At 44.4% G+C, this 2,548-nt stretch carries 3 protein-coding genes; 2 read left to right on the forward strand and 1 reads right to left on the reverse strand.

Annotation, left to right across the window (positions count from 1 at the left end):
• Positions 1-93, reverse strand: a 93-nt coding sequence (locus IQR33_RS35050; RefSeq protein WP_228014256.1) for a DUF6482 family protein, incomplete at its 3' end; no start/stop codon positions are given.
• Between the two features lie 108 nt (positions 94-201).
• Here IQR33_RS35050 and IQR33_RS31660 point away from each other — a divergent pair.
• Positions 202-1,683, forward strand: coding sequence for a cryptochrome/deoxyribodipyrimidine photo-lyase family protein (locus IQR33_RS31660; protein WP_065275505.1), 1,482 nt, complete (start codon positions 202-204; stop codon positions 1,681-1,683).
• 80 nt (positions 1,684-1,763) lie between these two features.
• On the forward strand, positions 1,764-2,264 hold the full coding sequence (locus IQR33_RS31665; RefSeq protein WP_005384595.1) for a fasciclin domain-containing protein: 501 nt from the start codon (positions 1,764-1,766) through the stop codon (positions 2,262-2,264).
• The last annotated feature ends 284 nt before the right edge of the window (positions 2,265-2,548 follow it).

Consider the following 2,548-nt stretch of genomic DNA (forward strand, 5'->3'; position numbering starts at 1 on the left):
AACAGATGCCTGATACAATGCGAGATCAAGCGAATGAATGACCAATTTGTCCACATAGAAGTATTTTTGTAACTTACTCAATGCTATTGCCATGTGTCACCTCCCTAAAAGTTACCTCTACGTTTTGTGGAATAAAACCGATCATTGGATGAGATTTCTTCGGTTTACTTGCGTACAACATCGGAAACAAAGAGGATTCCGATGCAAACAATCAATGTCGTGTGGTTAAAGCGAGATTTAAGGCTGACTGACCATCAACCACTAACTCAAGCATTATCAACAAAGCACCCAACTGTGCTTTTGTATATTGTTGAACCATTGCTATTGAACAACCCACACTATTCTGAGCGCCACTGGCGATTTGTTTGGCAATCACTGCAAGACATGGATGAGACGCTCAAAGCGTATGGGCATCGAATCACGGTGCTGTTTGACGATGCCTTAGCATGTTTCCAATCAATTCAAGCGCAATATCAAATCAACGCTGTTTTTTCTCACCAAGAAATAGGACTCAACTGCACCTTTGAACGAGACCGACAAGTTGCCGCTTGGCTGTATGAGCATAACATCGACTGGTTTGAATTCGAACACGGTGCTGTAATCAGAGGTGCAATAAACCGGCAAGGTTGGGACAAACATTGGGACTCTGTCATGAGAGCCTCAATAAGCCCTATTGAGCTCCAAACCGACTTATTGCATTCATTGGATGCAGAAGCTCTCGGCTGTTCGTTTTCGCCACCATCATCCTGGCTATCAAAATGCAAAGGAATGCAAACGGGAGGAAGCCGGCTCGCTTGGAAAACACTAGAGGACTTTTTTCATCGTCGAGGTCGTGATTACTATCGAAGCATTTCTAGTCCCACAGCCTCACGCACAGCCTGTACTCGACTTTCTCCATATCTCGCTTGGGGTAACATATCCTTGCGTGAAGTGTATCAATACCTTTTGAAACACTGGCAAGTCGCTGGGTTTCGTCGCAGCTTAATTGCATTGTCTTCACGGCTTCATTGGCACTGTCACTTCATCCAAAAATTCGAATCGGAATACGACATGGAGTTTTACTGCGTTAATCGGGCTTACGAACCATTGATTAAACAAAGTAGTACTTTCGATGAAGAAAAGTTAGCAGCATGGAAATCCGGGCATACTGGCGTACCTTTGATTGATGCCTGCATGCGCTGTTTGCACCACACTGGTTACATTAACTTTCGCATGCGTGCCATGCTGGTTAGCTTTCTTACTCACCACATGAACATGAATTGGCGAGTAGGTGTAACGCATTTAGCGCAACTGTTTCTCGACTTTGAGCCCGGAATTCATTACCCACAATTCCAAATGCAAGCAGGAGTAACCGGGACTAACACAATCCGTATTTATAATCCGATCAAGCAAGCCCAAGAACATGATCCTAACGGTACGTTCATCTACAAGTGGGTACCTGAGTTACAAATGGTTCCTCCCCCTCTTTTATTCGAGCCCTGGACAATGACCCAAATGGAAGCTGTCATGTATCAATTGCAGCCAGATAGCCGTTACCTTGCACCTATTATCGCACCAGACAACGCAGCTAAGGCAGCAAGAGAGCGCTTATGGACGTGGCGGAAACGAGCCGATGTGAAACAAGAAGGCAGACGAATTCTTGCGCGACATGTTAGACCCTCAAAAGAAAGTAGGACGCGATGATCATCTTTCAATGACAATGCGTACAAATGCAAACACACTCCAGGGAACCCGTTGTACCCTCAACTAGTAAGGAACACACTATGTTCAAACGTATCTTAGTTATCGCGGCTACACTGATGGCGACATTATCTTTTATGCTTCCCGTCAAGGCTCATGAGCATGGCATGATGAAAGCCGATATTGTCGACGTTGCCGCTGAAAACGGCTCTTTCAATACGCTTGTTGCTGCGGTGAAAGCAGCGGGCCTGGTTGACACTCTCAAAGGGGAAGGCCCATTTACTGTTTTTGCACCAACGGATGACGCTTTTGCAAAACTGCCAGACGGCACAGTCGACATGCTCTTAATGCCGGAAAACAAAGACAAGTTAGTATCTGTTTTGACTTATCACGTCGTCCCAGGGAAAGTGATGGCTGCCGATGTTGTTAAGCTAGACAAAGCGACTACGGTTCAGGGGCAAGATGTGATGATTAAAACCATGGGCGATAAAGTCATGGTTAACGATGCAAATGTCATCGCAACCGATGTGAAAGCTAAAAACGGTGTCATTCACGTGATTGATACTGTCATAATGCCGAAATAACACCATCCAGAGGGCGGTACACTCCGCCCTTTAGACAGAACTTCTTCCACCCTTAGCACGATTCCTCTCCATTTATCCCCAACAAACCTCCACTCATTCTCCATGATTATTAATAAGATAAAAACAAAATTAAAATCAATATCTTGCAATACGATACTGCATAATATTGACGAGGTTAAGATATCGTTATCTTTCAATTTGAGAACAGGATTCCATGTCAGTGACGTTTACTTTTCCACATGTAAATTCTTAAGCTAAATTTTGGCTGCTCAATCACATTTCGG

Source organism: Vibrio sp. OPT46 (genome assembly GCF_015163535.1).
In the GTDB taxonomy this organism is placed as follows: domain Bacteria; phylum Pseudomonadota; class Gammaproteobacteria; order Enterobacterales; family Vibrionaceae; genus Vibrio; species Vibrio alginolyticus.